At 61.9% G+C, this 15,176-nt stretch carries 12 protein-coding genes; 2 read left to right on the forward strand and 10 right to left on the reverse strand.

Annotated features, from left to right (window positions below; genetic code table 11):
• Positions 1-104: 104 nt before the first annotated feature.
• Together M2281_RS06780 and M2281_RS06785 are read right to left on the reverse strand one after the other, a co-directional pair.
• A complete protein-coding gene (locus tag M2281_RS06780; protein WP_280820306.1) occupies positions 105-2,105 on the reverse strand; it encodes an alkyl/aryl-sulfatase in 2,001 nt (666 codons plus the stop codon).
• 280 nt (positions 2,106-2,385) lie between these two features.
• On the reverse strand, positions 2,386-3,378 hold the full coding sequence (locus tag M2281_RS06785) for an AraC family transcriptional regulator (protein WP_280820307.1): 993 nt from the start codon (positions 3,376-3,378) through the stop codon (positions 2,386-2,388).
• 362 nt (positions 3,379-3,740) lie between these two features.
• Here M2281_RS06785 and M2281_RS06790 point away from each other — a divergent pair, with 362 nt between their 5' ends.
• On the forward strand, positions 3,741-5,237 hold the full coding sequence (locus M2281_RS06790) for an aldehyde dehydrogenase family protein (protein WP_280820308.1): 1,497 nt from the start codon (positions 3,741-3,743) through the stop codon (positions 5,235-5,237).
• Between the two features lie 21 nt (positions 5,238-5,258).
• Positions 5,259-6,998, forward strand: coding sequence for a GMC family oxidoreductase (locus M2281_RS06795; RefSeq protein ID WP_280820309.1), 1,740 nt, complete (start codon positions 5,259-5,261; stop codon positions 6,996-6,998).
• 277 nt (positions 6,999-7,275) lie between these two features.
• Here the strand turns inward: M2281_RS06795 and M2281_RS06800 are convergent, their stop codons facing one another.
• The 8 genes from M2281_RS06800 to M2281_RS06835 all read right to left on the reverse strand — a co-directional run bounded on the left by M2281_RS06800 (position 7,276) and on the right by M2281_RS06835 (position 15,004).
• Complete coding sequence (locus M2281_RS06800; protein WP_280820310.1) at positions 7,276-10,740, reverse strand: DUF4062 domain-containing protein; 3,465 nt, start codon at positions 10,738-10,740, stop codon at positions 7,276-7,278.
• Positions 10,733-11,869: a hypothetical protein gene (locus tag M2281_RS06805; RefSeq protein WP_280820311.1), complete on the reverse strand. Its 1,137-nt coding sequence runs from the start codon at positions 11,867-11,869 to the stop codon at positions 10,733-10,735. The genes M2281_RS06800 and M2281_RS06805 overlap by 8 nt, the downstream gene beginning before the upstream one ends.
• Before the next feature lie 85 nt (positions 11,870-11,954).
• Complete coding sequence (locus tag M2281_RS06810) at positions 11,955-12,296, reverse strand: hypothetical protein (protein ID WP_280820312.1); 342 nt, start codon at positions 12,294-12,296, stop codon at positions 11,955-11,957.
• 442 nt (positions 12,297-12,738) lie between these two features.
• Positions 12,739-13,062, reverse strand: coding sequence for a YkgJ family cysteine cluster protein (locus M2281_RS06815; RefSeq protein WP_280820313.1), 324 nt, complete (start codon positions 13,060-13,062; stop codon positions 12,739-12,741).
• A gap of 51 nt (positions 13,063-13,113) precedes the next feature.
• The gene (locus M2281_RS06820; protein WP_280820314.1) at positions 13,114-13,302 is read right to left on the reverse strand and encodes a hypothetical protein; all 189 of its coding nucleotides are present in this window, start codon (positions 13,300-13,302) and stop codon (positions 13,114-13,116) included.
• 16 nt (positions 13,303-13,318) lie between these two features.
• Complete coding sequence (locus tag M2281_RS06825; protein WP_280821184.1) at positions 13,319-13,924, reverse strand: hypothetical protein; 606 nt, start codon at positions 13,922-13,924, stop codon at positions 13,319-13,321.
• Between the two features lie 122 nt (positions 13,925-14,046).
• Positions 14,047-14,256, reverse strand: coding sequence for a cold-shock protein (locus M2281_RS06830; protein WP_106725360.1), 210 nt, complete (start codon positions 14,254-14,256; stop codon positions 14,047-14,049).
• A gap of 493 nt (positions 14,257-14,749) precedes the next feature.
• Entirely contained in the window at positions 14,750-15,004 is a 255-nt protein-coding gene (locus tag M2281_RS06835; RefSeq protein ID WP_280820315.1) for a DUF982 domain-containing protein, read from the reverse strand.
• Between the last annotated feature and the right edge of the window lie 172 nt (positions 15,005-15,176).

A 15,176-nucleotide genomic window follows, 5' to 3' on the forward strand; every position in this document is an offset into this window, starting at 1 on the left:
TGTGCTTCTTTTGGAAGCCTGGCGGTGGAGCGGCCAACTCAATCACGAACTGGCCGTCCCAAAGGCTTTATTGTCCCCGCGCGCGGCGCGGAAAGTGCAGCGCGCTACTGCCGGGCTGCATCCGGTTCAACGATGGGGAAGGAGGGGTTGAACTTGTCGAGCATGCCGAGCAGTTCCATCAGCTTCTCCGGTTGTCCGCCGACGTTAATGGCGCCCGACTTTATCGCCTCGGGGAAGGTTGTTTCGCCGAGCAGGATCGCGTCAAGCGTCGAGCGGGCCAAGGTCAGCGACGCGTCGGCATTGGCGTCCTGCTTGTCTTCTACCCAGGTCAGCGCCGAGTTTTCGAGGTTGAGTGTGTATTTCTTCAATTCGTCGGTCAAGTTCCAGTTCAGGACCAGGTGCTTGCCCTCGGCCCTGGCGGCGTTGAGCTGGACGCCGAGCAAGTCGAAATACATTGCGGTAGGCACGGCGCGCAGCGCGTCAGGCGTCAGTGTTTTGAACGATCCCCGCAACTTCGGTACGCCGTCGCGCAGCTCCATGGCGCCGACGAGGTAGGCGCTGCGCCATAGGCCTGATTCAGCCTGGTACGCAAGTTGCTCGAGCGCGTCGGCCCCGAGACTACGTGCTGCCTTGTTGGATGGATCGGCGAACACGACCTGGTTCATGACGGACGCGACCCAGCGGTAGTTGCCTTGCTCGAAGTCTTGACGGGCACGTGCAATCACCGCATCGCCCCCGCCCATATATTCGACGGCCTTGCTGCTGGCCTCGACCGGCGGCAGCGGATTGAGGTTGGCGGGATTGCCGTCGTACCAGCCCATGTACTTCTGGTAGACCGCGCGCGCGTTCTGGCTCAGCACGCCATAGTAGTCGCGGTTGGCCCATTCCTTCGACAGGCTCGCCGGCAGTCGTAGTTTCTCGGAGATTTCGCCTGGCGTGTAGCCCTGGTTGATCATCCGCAGCGACTGGTCGTTGACGAACTTGTAGAGGTCGCGATGCTTCTCGAGCAGATTGACGATGCGATCGCGTCCGCGCGTCGGCCATTGATGCTGGGCAATCAGGATGTCGGTTTTGTCGCCAAACTTCTCCAGCGCGCCACTGATGTAGTGGGACCAGGCATTTGCATCCCGCACTTCGGCGCCCCGCATCGCATAGAGATTGTGCATCATGTGCGTTACAATCTCGGCCATGTTGAGGATGCGGAACTGGGGAAGGTAGATGATCATCTCGGTCGGTGCCTCGGCACCCGGCACGAGATGGAATTCGAGCTCCACGCCGTCGATGGTCCGGCGCTCAATCGGCAGGTCGACGGTTGCCGTCGGCGGCACCAATGTCACCGTGCCGCGCGAAAGCCCCGTGCAGCAACCGATCCCGACGGCGGCCCGCGGACCGACGGGAAGCATGCCGCCGAACTGGTATTGCCCGCGCCGGCTCATTGCGTTGCCTGCGATCACGTTCTCGGCGATCGCTGTCTCCATGAAGCCCTTGGGGGCGATCACCTGAACCAGGCCGGAGCTCACATCCGCGTCGCTGACGACGCCGCGCGACCCGCCAAAATGGTCCACATGCCCGTGAGTGTAGATGAGCGCGCCCACAGGCTTGCGGGGCCTATGCTGAAAGTAGAGATCCAGAGCTGCCCGAGCGGTCTCCGCGGTAAACAGGGAGTCGATGACGATCAAGGAGTGATCGCCCTCGACGATGGTCATGTTCGCTGAATCGAGGCCCCGCACCTGGTAGACGCGATCGACCACTTTGAACAGGCCATGAATGTTGTTCAGCTGTGATTGTCGCCACAGGCTCGGGTTGACCGTGGCAGGTGCCTTACCCTTGATGAAGCTGTATGGGGCGACGCTCCAGACGACACGCCCTTCCGGTGTCTTCACCTCCGCGTCGGGCAGCGTTCCGATGAAACCGTAGTTCGCGTCCTCGAAATCCGCCTTGTCGTTGAAATCCAGGCTCCGCGCTACAGTCTCCTGGGTACTGCGGGTTGCCGGCTCCGCATCGTTGCCCGGGGTCTGAGCCTTCGCAAAACCCGTGCTCAGCGCTGTCGCCAAGGCCAGGATGCAGGCTCCGGTTCGGTAAGCGCGATACAGCATCGTTGTCATGTCTAGGCCCTCCCTTGCCTATAATCGCAACCGGAGGCGCCTGCTCAGCACTTACGCATGTCGCGTCCGGCGGTTTCGGTTGACGTCCCGAGATCGCCCTAGCTTCCCGAGCGGCCCCGGCCTCGCGGTGTCTTTGTCGGGCACGGGCCTGATACGAAAGAATGCTGGACAATGCGCGGCCGGGATATCCGGCCGTTGCGATCAGCCGATGCCAAATATCCAGATCTTCCGATGGAGTATGCCCGTCGCGGTGACGGGATTGCCTAGCAATGGGAAGTAATCAGCGGCTCAGGCGGCGGCGCGTCTCACGCGGCAACTCGCCGAACTGGTTTCGATAATATTGGGCGAAACGACTCTGGTGCTCGAAGCCATATCGCAAGGCCAGCATCGTCAGGTCCTGGTCCGGCAATCCCTCCAGATCCGCCCGTGCGGCCTCCAATCGAATGCGGCGCACCAATTCCATTGGCGAACAGCCGAAGGCCTCGCGACACGCGTTGTTGAGCTGACTGCGACCGATGCCGACGGCAGCGGTGAGATCATCCAGCATCAAGGGTGATTTCAGGCGCGCGTGAATGAAGCTTTCCAGCTTCTCATGCCAGTTCCGCGAGGCGCGCGCGCCCTTGGCTTCGGTCGGCTGCGCGGTCTTCTCAAGGAGCAGCAATTTGACGAAGCGGGCCATGCCGAGTTCGACCTGCTCGACCCATTCGCTGTAGTTCTCGAGTTCAATACCGCGGTCGGCGATGTTCAGCGTCAGGTTCAACTGATCGACAAAAACCGGAGCAAGCGCCGTTGGAAGGAGACGACCCGGTCGCGCCGCCGATCGACGTCCATCAGCCCCCTTCGGCCAAACGAAGTCGACTGGTATACGCAGCAGTAGCTGGCGGCATTGCTCCTGCCAGCGGAGCCGGACATATTTCTGGGGTGCACTGAAGAAGCAGGCGCCCTCGGGAACGTGGGTGATGTTACCGTCGGCCTCCACTTCGATCCCGTTTTTGAGCGAGACATGCGCCAGGATGAAGTCATGATAGAGGTCGGGCTTGATCATGACCTCGTCGCCGTACTGAATCTCGTGAATGGAGAGGCTGCCCGCCTGGGCCTTGTACGCTCGCGCCTCCACGGCCCCGCCGCTCCAGGCCAAGCCGTAGTCGCAAAGCTCGGTTGCAATACAGTCGTACGTTTCCCTGCGAATGTCTGACCGCAGCACACAGTTTCTGTAGAGAGGCGACAGATCCAGGCGCCTCAGGGGCGACAATGGCCTATGATTGGCTTCCATCTACGTTCGTCAATCACCCAGAGACTGAAATGTTTCATGCGCGCCGCATCTGGTCCTCCGGCAGGCTTCGGCCGATGTCTCGGGCTTTCCGAAACGGCTGCCGCCAAAGCCCCCCCGTCACGCCGTCGCTGGCCAGACCTTGGCATCCCATGTCGTGTGCGGCAAGTGCTCATATTGGGAATGGATGTTCGGCCGGAAATCGCCGGCGCCGTTCTTGGGACGGATGCCTCGCGGCCGATTACCGGAAGAAAAGGATAGTTTCGCGCTCCGGACCGGCAAGGATGGATAGTTCGGCCCGCCGCTCGCACTAGGCTGTCGCCGACATCCTCATTCGAATTTCAATCGAGGGTGCGGAGGAACAGATGACCTACCAGAAACCCGAAATGAAGCGCCGCTACGACAACTACATCGGCGGCAAATGGGTCGCGCCCGTGGGCGGCGAATATTTTACCAACAAGTCTCCGATCGACGGGTCCGTCGTCGCGGAGTTTCCCAGGTCCAAGGCCGCCGACGTCGAGCTTGCGTGTCAGGCTGCGTGGGCCGCGGCACCGGCCTGGGGCGCGACGGCACCTGCGGAGCGATCCCATATCCTCTTGCGCGTCGCCGACCGCCTCGAGGCCAATGCGCAGGAACTGGCCAGGATCGAGTGCTGGGGCAACGGCAAGCCGATCCGCGAATGTGTCTTCGTCGATGTTCCCGGCACGATTGACCAGATCAGGTACTTTGCCGCGGCACTTCGCGCCGACAGCGGCGAATCCGCCGCCATCGACGCGCAAACGCTCAATCTCGAGGTCTATGAGCCCTACGGCGTGGTTGCGTGCATCATTCCGTGGAATGCTCCGTTGCTGATGGCCGCGATGAAGATCGCTCCTGCACTCGCTGCCGGCAACGCAGTCATTCTCAAGCCGGCGCAAAACACGCCCTATTCGATTACCCGGATGATGGAGATGATTGGCGACCTCTTGCCGCCGGGCGTTCTCAACATCGTCCAGGGCTCGGGAGCCGAGGCCGGCCAAGCGCTCGTGGTAAACCGGGGCGTGAAGAAGATCGCCTTCACAGGATCGGCCGAGATCGGTAAGGGCATCATGAGGGCGGCGGCCGAGAACCTGACGCCGGTAACGCTCGAACTGGGTGGTAAGTCCCCCAACATCTTCCTGCCGTCGATCATGGCTGCCGACGACGAATTGCTGGACAAGGCGATCGAAGGCTTCCTGATCTATCTCTACGACCAGGGAGAGGTCTGCGCCTCCCCGACGAGAGCGCTGGTGGCCGATGAGATCTATGAACCTTTCATGGCCAGGGTCCAGGAGCGTCTTGCCAAGGTCGGGCTTGGTCATCCGCTCGAGATGTCCACAGGCCTGGGAGCGATAACCTCCAAAGCTCAATACGACACGGTGATGGGCTATCTCGATATCGGACGCGAGGAAGGCGCGAAGGTCCTCGCCGGCGGCGGCGGCTACAAGGTACCCGGCTGCGAGGGCGGCTACTACATCGCGCCGACCATCCTCGAGGGCACCAACGACCTGCGGACCTCGCGTGAGGAGATCTTTGGTCCGGTGACCACCGCGATCCGCTTCAAGGATGAAGCCGAAGCGCTGCGGATCGCCAACGACAGCCCCTATGGGCTCACCGCCGGTGTTTGGACACGCGACTATCACCAGATGCAGCGCTTTGCGCGCGGGCTCGAAGTCGGCAAGGTGTGGTGCAATTGCTACTATCTCTGGCCGGCACACACGTCATTCGGCGGCTACAAGGAATCTGGCTTCGGCCGCGAAATGCATAAGGTCGCGCTGAACAACTACAGGCACACCAAGAGCATTGTGCATTCCTACAGCACGCGGCCGCTTGGTTTCTTTTGAGCGAGATGGGGAGGAGCTGAAATGAGGAACCGTCAATTTCCGACAGGATCCTGGCGTGATGACATGCTCGACACGCTGGATCGCGCGCTGCTCACCGGACGCATCGGTCGGCGCCAGTTCATGCAGTGGTCGGTAGCACTTGGCGTGTCCCTGGCAGCTGTCCGCGCATCGGCCGACGAACTCGACGATGCCCGCAGCAACCAGGACGCGCGGGCGGCAAATCTCGCCACAGAGTACGAGGTCATCGTCTGCGGCGGCGGGACCGCCGGCTGCTCGCTGGCTGGGCGTCTCGCCGAGGCCGGTGTCAGCACTCTTTTGATCGAGGCCGGCGACTGGGACACGGCGCCGTCGGTTCTCGATCCGCGGCAGTGGTTCATGAACCTGGGTACGAAGCTCGATTGGGGCGATATTGCCGCGCCGTCGGAAAGCGTGAACGGGCGCGCCATCCCGTCTCACATGGCCAAGGTTCTGGGCGGAGGGAGCTCCATCAACGCCACCATCTGGGTGCGCGGACATCGGAACGACTACGATGGCTGGGCCGAGGCGGCCGGCGACCCGGCATGGGGTTATGACAATGCCCTGGAAATATTCAAGCGCGTCGAGAACTGGCAGGGCACTCCCGATCCCAAATATCGTGGCGCCGGGGGCAAGGTCTGGGTCCAACCTTCGCAGAACCCGCTGCCGATCGCGCCGGCCATGCTCGAGGCGGTCAAGGGTCTCGGCATGCCTGTCTTTGACGACCTGAACGGGGCGCGCGAGGAAAGCAAGGGCGGATTTGCCCTGATGAACCAGATCATCAAGGATGGGCGCCGGGCCAACATGGCCCAAGCCTATCTCTATCCCGTCCTGGCCCGCCCGAACCTGACCGTACTGACCAGGGCGCATGCTGACCGTCTGGTCATCGAAGGCGGACGCGTCGTCGGTGTCGAAATCACCCGCGACGGCGCGCCGCTTACGTTGCACGCGTCGCGGGAAGTCGTCGTGTCGCTCGGTGCCATCCGGTCTCCAAAGCTGCTCATGCTGTCGGGCATCGGCGACCGTGCCCATCTGGCCGAGCATGGCATCAAGGCCAGGCTGCATTCTCCCGAGGTCGGACAGAACTTCCACGACCATATCCTGCACGGCGGGTGCCTCTGGGAAGCGCCGCAGCAGATGGAATATGCCAACAGCGGCGCCAATGCCTCGGGCTTTTGGAAGAGTGATGCGGCACTCGACACGCCCGACCTGAACATAGTGCAGATCGAGCTTCCCTACGCCTCGGAGGTCGTGGCAAAGGACTATTCTCCTCCTGCCACGTCCTGGGCTCTCTGCGCCGGCCTTGTCGGACCGAAGAGCCGCGGTAGCGTGCGCCTGGCCTCGGCGCGGCCTGCGGATGCACCGGTCGTCACAGCCAACTTCCTCAGCCACCCCGACGACGTGGCCGCGCTGATGAAGGGCATCGACCTGTGCCGCCAGATCGGCAATTCACCTGCTCTTGCCCCCTGGGTGAAGCGAGAGGTGGCACCGGGACGCGATCTGGACAGCAAGGCGAAGGCGGACTTCGTGCGAAATGGCGCGACGACATTCTTCCATCAGGTCGGGACGTGCCGCATGGGTGCCGACGATGCGGCCGTGGTAGACGCCAAGCTGAAGCTGCGTGGGGTGGAGGGGCTGCGGGTAGCTGACGGTTCGATCATGCCGAAGATCGCGAGCTGCGCCACGATGGCAAGCTGCGTCTTCATCGGCGAGCGCATGGCCGATATCCTGTTGTCGTCCGAATGAGGCCGCCACAAGACGGACTTTAGTTCGAGCAGGACGGCGCATTTGAATGCGTCGTTCCTGAGTTCACAGGCGGAAAAATGCCGTCAACGACCGCTCCGAGCGCGACTGCGACCTCCAGCGCGGCCGCTGATAAAGTCCGTATTAAGGCAGTGACAGAGCGAACTTCAATGGCCGGCGTTGCGGCGCACTGCCGCTCGGCGGCGTGTCCAGTCCGGGCCGTCAGCGGAATGTCGGGTTTGGATAGCCAGGGCTATAAAAACAGACGTTATTTGCTCACCTATCGCAACACAGAGATTAGCAGGTCTCGTATCTTCGTTGAGAATATCGCGTCGTCAACACTTCGGCCCGTGGTTACAAAGATGACTTCGTCGAGGAAGCGCGCGAGCATGATTTCAAGCTCTCCACCCCGCTCCTCACTCGCCTTCAGCGCCTCAATCGCATCGGATCGCGCAATGATCACGATCGGCGGTTCCTCCCCATCCTCCGCGACGATCCTGGCGGTGGCGACGGGCTTGTCCTTGAGACCCTCGCGGAAGAAGTCCGCGACCGCCTCGCTTTCGACCGCTTGGGGAAAGACTTGGACGTCGATCGCGGCGCCTTCCTCCAACAGATCAGGCGAGAGAATTTCGGAAAGCTCATCAGCAAAGGCCTCGAGGAAGGAGCCGATCACCAGCGCGACGAACACCGCCTCCGGTTTCTTGGACTCGGTTCGCACGGTGAAGAGCAGGCGTTGCGTTGCCCCCAGGTGGATGACGAGGTCCAGATCGTCGCCAGGCCTGTGACGAACGACCATATGGTCCGACCCGCTCGCGCAGATTCCGGCCAACGTCAGGAGTTCCGAGGTGGTGAACGCCCGATGACGACTGAAGCCGAGGATCGCCAGCAGCAACACCGAGCCGAGCGTCCCATGCTTGCTGCGTCCCCGCTTGTCATCGACAGCAAATAGGCATCTGACCAAGCAATCGAACCAAAAGGCATCCGATTGCCGAGGTAGGAATGCGCGGACGAGGCACCCGAGCACGCTCGGCGCGACCGCGCTCGGGCAGCGCGACAGCGCCACCGTCATCGCCTCAACCCAGGCGCTGGAGGCCGTAAGATCGCTGCGACCATCGAAAGCTTGCGCGATCAGCGTCGCTGTATCCTTCTCATCCGCGATGTAAGGCACGAAGAAACGCAGCAGGCGTTCGCCTTCGGACACATCGCCGCCGCGCAAATATCCTGCGATGGCGAGCGCATAATCAGCCATCGCCTTGCGATCTTGGCCTTGCAGCCGGCGCGCATCGCCACGCTCTTCCAGTGCGAACGCCTGCTCGACCCAGGCGAAGCTGTCGGCCAGGAGCCCGGCCGCATGGGTTGCATATTGCTCGGCGCGGGCTGCGAGAGCGCGCTTCTCGGAACCCTCGGCGGCATCGGCCGCCTGATTGTCGACGGCCGCCATGAGGCGCGAGCTGCGCCCTTCGATGTCTGGCCTGCCAACCGACTGTCCAAGATTGCCGCCTTCGGCATAGGCTGTCCGCGCGCCAGCGAGATCGCCGGCATCACGCAGAACGTTGCCAAGCATGATCTGGTTGATCGCGACAAGATAGCCGTCGCCCAGCTCCTCGCCAATGGCGATCGCCTCGCGCGCCAGCGCCTCGGCTTCCTCGTACCTCTTCTCGACCCGCAAGCGCGGCACGTCCAGATTGCACAGCCAAGCGCGATGACGCGGAGAATCCGGCTCCTCGACGTCAAGCTCAGCTCTCAGTGCCTCCGCCTCGGCTCGTCCAACTTTCGACATCGATAGCGCCGCGATCAGATTGCGGCTCGCGACGTCGAAACCGTATCCGTCCTGGAGTTCTCCAAAAATCTCCCGTGCGCGTCGAAAGAGCGGCGCGGCTGAGTCCGTGTCGTTCACGCTGAGGTAGGCGACGCCCTCATCGAGCAATAGCCGCCCTTCACGATCGCCACGCCCATCCGCCTTGGCGGCCTCGCGGAGCGCGCGGACACGCGCGAGCGCGGCGGCTGATGCCGAACGTCTGAGTTCGATCGACGCCTGCAGTATCTCGATCATTTGCTCGGCTTCGCGATCGCCGATTTGCCCTGCGACCTCGCGGGCCTCCCGCAACAGCAGGTTCGCCGCGCTCGCTCGGCCTTGGTTCGCGCGCGCCTCCCCGAGCGCCATGAGAACGGACACAAGCCGCCCCTTCTCCGAGCGCGACCGATAATAGTCGACGAGATAGTCGAGCACTTCGGTCAAGTGCCGTGTCGATCCATTGAACACGGCCTCCGAGACGGCGCGGTTGGCAAGCCGCGCGCGCCGCTCGGTCATCTCGGCTCGGCGTAGGCTGAAGGCGGCCCAGGACCGTCCCGTTCGGGCCAACCGGTTCGACAACCGATCTACGAGCAGGCCATGCAGTTGCGGGCGGCCGGCCACATGCTGCTCGATCTCCTCGCGCAGACTCTCGTGGATGAAGCCATAGCCGGCCGCAGTCTCCAACAGAAGATCGTCCATCGCCGCGACACGCTCGGTGATCTCGGTCGCCGTTCTTACTGCGCCACCAAGCAGGGTCTGCATGTCGGACAAGGTCAGGATGACTGGCGCCAGCGAAAGGTAGCCGAGCATTTCGCGCGAGGTTGCATCCAGGCCTTCGAACCGCTGGCTGCCGGGCATCGCTGCCGTGTTCTTGCGGAGCAGAACTGGCAGGTCGCCGGGGTCGGCCGGGACGGCCGCTCCCGCGATGACGCGCAATGCCTCCAACTCGTCACTGCTGAAGCCCGGCACCGCCAATGTCTCACCGGAAGCCCCCTCGGGGCGCTCCCGGGTGACGATCAGGACGGAGCCTGTCCCGCTCTGCGCCAGGCAGGCGCCGAGCACTGACCAGACTGCATCGGCATCGTCTGGGTCGTCGAGGATCAACGGCCAGCCACTGCCATTTCGCCAGCGGGCGAACAGCATCGAGCGGACATCGTCAAATAACGGCGTCGCAAGCTCCGGGCCATTCGCGAGTCCCAGTCTCTCGGCCACCGCCAAAAGCGCTGTGCGCGCATCCATACCACGCGCGTTGACATAGGCAGCCTCGCGCTCTTGCGACCATTCCGCGACGAGTGCGGTCTTGCCGGCGCCGGATGCCCCGGTCACCCAAACGATGCGCGCTTGTGCCGCCGACCGCGACAACTGATCGAGCAGGCCGTTGCGACGCACCCGCAGCGCGCCGTCGCGGAAGATGGCGGCGAGTGTCGCGCCCGCCGTGCCGACGCTCGGCGATGGCGCCTGCGCCCGCGTGACGCGAGCGGTAACCAACGCCGTCAGATCGTCGCGAAACCGCGCCTCGAGATTTTCTCCCTCCTCGAAGAAATAGAGGACATGGGGACCGCCCATCATTTCTTGAACCAAGGCTTCGAGCCGCGGGTCACGATTGGGCGCGGATTTCAACACATAAGCGAGGAAGTCCTTGCCAAGCCGCTGGGCCTCGCGGAACTCGTCCTCGAGACCCGAAATCGTCATCCCTTTGGTCTCGTCGGTCCAGCCATAGGAGTCGCGGTAAATGGCGAGTACGACGTGCGAGTCCTGGAGTTTACGCAGGTAGAAGTCGCGTGGGGTCTCCGCCCGCGCTCCCTCCCGCTCAAACTGGACCGGGTCGAAGTTTAGACCCCTGATGGCGCTGCGCGCGGCCTCGCGTTCCTTCGCACACTCACCGATCGTCGAGCTGATAAAGACACGCAGGCGGTCGGCCGTCGCACGTTGCGAGAGCATGTCAGCCATAGCCGAGCTCCTGCACACGCCGGATTCGATCGCCGATCGCCTCCGGCATCTCCCCGTCGGGCTCGAGGCGCCGCAACAAATAAGCAGCGTCGAGCGCGATCTGCGTGGTAAGCTGATCGTTCGTGATCTTCCCGAAATCGACATCCATCGAGGCGGTTTCCAGCACCCGGTTGCGTACCGCTTCGATCATGGCGAGCCGCTTTCCGACACTGCTCGGCTGATAGGCGAGGAAATCGGCCGATCGAAGATTGCAGATCGCCTGCTCCACCTGCCATTTCGCGCATCCCAAAGTCTGGCCGTGCGCCAAGAGCGCGGCGCCACGATCGGTGTTGCGCAACACATGCAGTGTCTTCGGCACCGACGCTGCAAGACGCCGCTCGCGCGTCGCCGCAACGCTCGCGGGATTCAGGTCTGGCTCCGGAGGCCAGTTGGCGCCTGCCCCGGCCTTCGCCCTGGATTCGAACTCGGCGGCGGTTCTCGCCATCGTATCCGCTGGTCGGTCGCTAAGCTGTCGATATATGTCGATGCCGGACAGAAGGATGGCGTTGTCCCATTGCGGTGTGAAGGCATGGCTGCGGCTGCCGCCTGCGCGCGCGACACTGCGGGGAAGTTCACCGACCACCAGCCACAGCGGCGCGACTGGCTGTTGCGCATAATCCGCGAGCAGATCGAGGTTTGGGTGCCGCGAGTCCATGCGCTTGATGTGGCTTGTCACCATGATGAGCGGCTGGCGGACGGTATCGATGCCAGATAGGCGCCAGCGAAGTAGATCGATCTGCTGCGAGATGGCGAGCACATAGCCTGGGCCATCATAAGCGATCTCGATGCGAATGGCGTTCGGCCCGGACATGGACGTCCATTCCTTCATGAGCGCGAGCGCCGACTTCATGCCCGGGAGATTGTCGCCGAATAGCGAGATGAAGGGCGGACCATCGGGGATGACACCATAGCCACAGCCCGAGAAGCCGCCGGTCATGAGGCGGCGCGTGAGCTCATTGTTCGCCATGACCATTTCAAGGGCGGGCCAGCCCCAATCGAAGCCACCAGCGTCTCGTAGCAACTCTTTCCTGGCCGCACTACTATCGTCCGCTTTCGCGTTTTTCGCGCGCTTTCTTTTCTTTACCCCCATGGCTGCAATCTGCGTGAAAAGCTACTTATCGCCGAGACCCAACTTTGCCGATCTGACATGTATTCGACACCTCTCCGTTGGGCACTCAACGGCGCGCGTAGCGATTGGCTCGCGCCAGCCTCAGAAACCCTTGGGGATCAACGAGCAGAATCTTTTTCATCCCCTTCTCCCCGGCGCGCTCCTGCGCCAGATGCAGGAGTTCCAGGGCGGGGAGTTCAAAACCGCTCAATTTTCGCGGTTGCGCAACATCGGCCGTCACGGGGCCGGTAAGATCCATCTCCATTTCGGCGACGATGGATTGCCCAACACGCCTGGAGCAATCGACGTAAACAGCAATGTAGTTCTCGCCCGCCTCGATCGCATGCGCATCCGTCACAACTTCGGCCAAATTCGCCCCCTCTTGGAAACGAGAATCTTTGTAGAACACTTCTCCGCCAGACATAAGAAGATAAGTAGGTTGGCGCTTCCTTTCGCGACCGACGCTTTATCTCCGCTTCGTTCCGACCGACCCCCGTGGGGTTTCGATCTGCTGGTAATGGTCACCATAGCGGGCGGCGCGTGAGCTAACGGCTGCTTTCGGGGGCGTCCGTGGCGACGCAGAACGGCCGACATGGGGCGCGAAGCGGGCCGGCAGGATTGGGGCCGTTTGCGGACTGGCAACTTCGAGGCACGGATTTTCAGAAGCAGACCTTCAGGCCCCCGGCGGGCATCGCCATGATCTGAGCCGAAGCCGATTTATGCTTTTCGCGAGGTGCACGGCAGCTCTGCACCTCGTCATTCATAAGAAGAAGCGGGATGGGCCGCTAGCTTAAGCCGACCGCCGGCGTGATTGTCTTCCCGACGCCGGCACTCTGCTGCCCCGTTGTCTTTCAGAAGGCGAGCGTCGCATCCGGCCGGAGGAGTTTTTGCCGTGCCATCAGGCAGTCATTGCCGCCTGGCATGCAGGCGCGACAAACGTCCGGGCGGATTTCATAGATCTCGCATGAGGTCGATTTGCCCACCACGCCGACAAGCGCCGCGCAGCGCGCGCCATGGCACAGCATGCCGCTTTCGTCGCCGGCGACATATGGGGCGGGGATCCGGTCGAGTTGGGCTTCGTCTTCGGTGGAAAATCGTGGCCACTCCGACGAGCAGGAGCAACAGGCGCCGCAGGACTTGCAGTCGAAGTCTTCACCGGGAATTGGTACGGTCATGTAAATCTCAAAGCCGATCGGCTTCCTGTAGGCGGGGCTTTCAAGACAACGCTATCTCGACTTCCGCTTCCGCTTTGGCGCCTTGAGGATGGAGTTGAAAAGGTCGGTCTCGATCGTCGCTGGGTCGCCCAAGTCGTTCGGAGCGGCGGCATCGCGATAATTGCAGCGCTTGTCAGGCGCCTTGGCAGTGATGGTCACTGCGCCCTTCTCTTGAGATTTTGGGGCAAACCTGATGGCCATCGAGGTTTTCTCCGTGTCAGCCGGCTTGGCTGCGAAGCCGGCCGATCAACGCCGAAACAGCAGTGATGTTCATTTCTTCGGAAGACCAGTTCCTGGCCTCCTCGATATGTCTGGGGGCGAGTTCGCGATGCGTGCTGCCACTATAGGCAGCATCCGGATGGATGGATTTGTGGCCGGATTTAAGGTCTTCGATAATGTACTCGATCAGGTAGTTCGGACATTCGGCTCGTCCAAGCACGCCAATGCGCATCTGCGCATCGCCATGGGCGCGGCGGCAGCGCTCCAGCTTCTCAAGGACGCGCCGGACGTATTCGATGGGATGATCGAGGTTCTCCACCACGTCGGCGATGGTGGCGTCCGCGGGAGTTTTCACCAGAACTGCGCGTCTTGCCATCAGTTCTTGGCCGTCGGTTTGGAAGTGCGGGGGGGCTGTTCCTGCACGCATCTCTTCTGCTTCCTTCTGCAGGCGCATTTCTTTCAATCGCGCAGTCTTCGCGTCGCGTTCTCTGGCAATCGCCTCACTCTCTTCGACAATGCGATTGCGGGCGAGGGACTGCGTCTGCGTCTTGCCGAAGTTGATTTCAGCCCGTTCGCGTGCGCTCTGGGGATCTCGAGCCATCATCTGTCTCCTTGTTCAGCAAGCCATCCAAACAAAAAAGGCCAGGCATTCGCCTGACCCTTCCTTGTCATCCGTTCAGCCACTGGTGCCAGTACATCCGTGGTCACCGGCCGAATGGATGATAATTACGCGGCCTGAAGCTTGTCGGCCGACATCTTGCCCGACTTGTTGTCGCGGACCATCTCGTAGCTGAGTTTCTGGCCTTCGGCGATAGTGCGCAGGCCGGCGCGCTCGACGGCGGAGATGTGGACGAAAACGTCCTGGCCGCCATTGTCAGGCTGGATGAAGCCGAAGCCCTTGGTGGCGTTGAACCATTTAACTGTGCCGGTGTTCATGACGAACCCTTTCTGTAGCATATGAAGTTCCCCCGCGCGCTTGCACGGTGGCAGTTGGGTCGATTTTTGAAGGGAGGTTCGTCGAGGAGGCGCCAATAGCGCGCAGAACAAATCAGACAAGCAAACATCGATGTTACTTTCGTACGCCATCTTTGAATGTAAGTCAACTTTTGGTTTTGGGCTCCTTCATTTATCGCCGACTGGTTGTCCAAAAGGGGGCGCCGGCGCCCCGGCCACCATGACCGTCCGAAAGGCAGCGCCCAAAAAAGTTGCGTTGCGCAGCACACCGCCCTACGTAGACCCCAACCAAGGAAGGATCCGGATTGCCCCGACCACCGAATTACAGTCAAGAACGCAAAGAACGCGACCGCGCAAAGGCCAGCAAGAAGGCCGAGAAACTCGCCGCCAAGGCAGCGGCCAGAGAGCGACAATCGGTCGACACCAAAAGCGAGACGGAGCCTACGGAGCTATCGGACGATTAGTCGGTTGATCGCTAAACCTTCTCGTCAAAAAAGATGCCGGCCTCACGGGCCGCCGCTACAAAGGCGCGTCGGGCGCCGATCACTGGTTTATTCCCCAGATTGACGTCCGAGCATGCTTGGAGAGCCGCTCGGTGCTTCTCACTTCGCTTGCCAGGCCATCGGTTAAGAAGAAAGTCGGAAGCCTCGCGAGCAGTGCGAAGCGTGAGCAGCGTGCCAATTGCATCGGCCCTGACGGTGATCGGGTTCTCAAATCTGTTGTTTTCCATGGCCGCTCATACAGCGGACAGCGGCAAAGGGCCAGGACGGAACCTACGCTGCTTCCTTTCGCCACCAGACATGCCCGTAAGACAATCTATTGCTGCTGCGGCTGATGCGTGATCTGCGGTTGGCGAATGTCCGCTTTCAGGAGATGTTCAATCCAGCTTGTTTGACCGAGAT

Origin of the sequence: Pseudaminobacter soli (ex Li et al. 2025) (assembly GCF_029892515.1) — a bacterium.
GTDB classification, from domain to species: domain Bacteria; phylum Pseudomonadota; class Alphaproteobacteria; order Rhizobiales; family Rhizobiaceae; genus Pseudaminobacter; species Pseudaminobacter soli_A.

Coding starts and splice junctions, on each gene's coding strand:
- M2281_RS06780 (WP_280820306.1), bottom strand. CDS start 2,105: ATGACAACGATGCTGTATCGCGCTTACCGAACCGGAGCCTGCATCCTG.
- M2281_RS06785 (WP_280820307.1), bottom strand. CDS start 3,378: ATGGAAGCCAATCATAGGCCATTGTCGCCCCTGAGGCGCCTGGATCTG.
- M2281_RS06790 (WP_280820308.1), top strand. CDS start 3,741: ATGACCTACCAGAAACCCGAAATGAAGCGCCGCTACGACAACTACATC.
- M2281_RS06795 (WP_280820309.1), top strand. CDS start 5,259: ATGAGGAACCGTCAATTTCCGACAGGATCCTGGCGTGATGACATGCTC.
- M2281_RS06800 (WP_280820310.1), bottom strand. CDS start 10,740: ATGGCTGACATGCTCTCGCAACGTGCGACGGCCGACCGCCTGCGTGTC.
- M2281_RS06805 (WP_280820311.1), bottom strand. CDS start 11,869: ATGGGGGTAAAGAAAAGAAAGCGCGCGAAAAACGCGAAAGCGGACGAT.
- M2281_RS06815 (WP_280820313.1), bottom strand. CDS start 13,062: ATGACCGTACCAATTCCCGGTGAAGACTTCGACTGCAAGTCCTGCGGC.
- M2281_RS06820 (WP_280820314.1), bottom strand. CDS start 13,302: ATGGCCATCAGGTTTGCCCCAAAATCTCAAGAGAAGGGCGCAGTGACC.
- M2281_RS06825 (WP_280821184.1), bottom strand. CDS start 13,924: ATGATGGCTCGAGATCCCCAGAGCGCACGCGAACGGGCTGAAATCAAC.
- M2281_RS06830 (WP_106725360.1), bottom strand. CDS start 14,256: ATGAACACCGGCACAGTTAAATGGTTCAACGCCACCAAGGGCTTCGGC.
- M2281_RS06835 (WP_280820315.1), bottom strand. CDS start 15,004: ATGGAAAACAACAGATTTGAGAACCCGATCACCGTCAGGGCCGATGCA.